Genomic DNA, 387 nt, shown 5'->3' on the forward strand with positions numbered 1-387 from the left:
CGTCGCGGCGGATGTCCATGGGCGTGGTGCCGGCGTGATCGGGCTGGCCTTCGACCGTGATCAGCACGCGGCGGATGCCGACGATGTTGGTGACCACGCCGATGGGCAGCTGGCGGCTTTCCAGCACCGGGCCTTGCTCGATGTGCAGTTCGACGAAGGCGGCGGTGCTGTTGGGGCCGCGCACTGGCGCGGTCAGCGCGGCGGGATCGCCGCCGATGCGGGCGATGCCCTGCGCCAGCGTCTCGCCATCGGCGTTGCGCGCGGCCAGCATGTCGGCCGAGAGCTGGCCGCTCAGGGCGCGGCTGCCGACGCAGGAGATGCCGTAGTCGCTGGGTTCTTCCGACAGGAAGTCGATGACTTCGAAGGGGTGTTCCAGTTCGATGCCCT

1 pseudogene is annotated in these 387 nt (G+C 69.8%); it reads right to left on the reverse strand.

Annotation, left to right across the window (positions count from 1 at the left end):
• Positions 1–387: pseudogene (locus AC6LKG_RS26580) on the reverse strand (Zn-dependent hydrolase); the annotation flags it as partial.

It is taken from the genome of Achromobacter sp. 46006 (assembly GCF_059761975.1).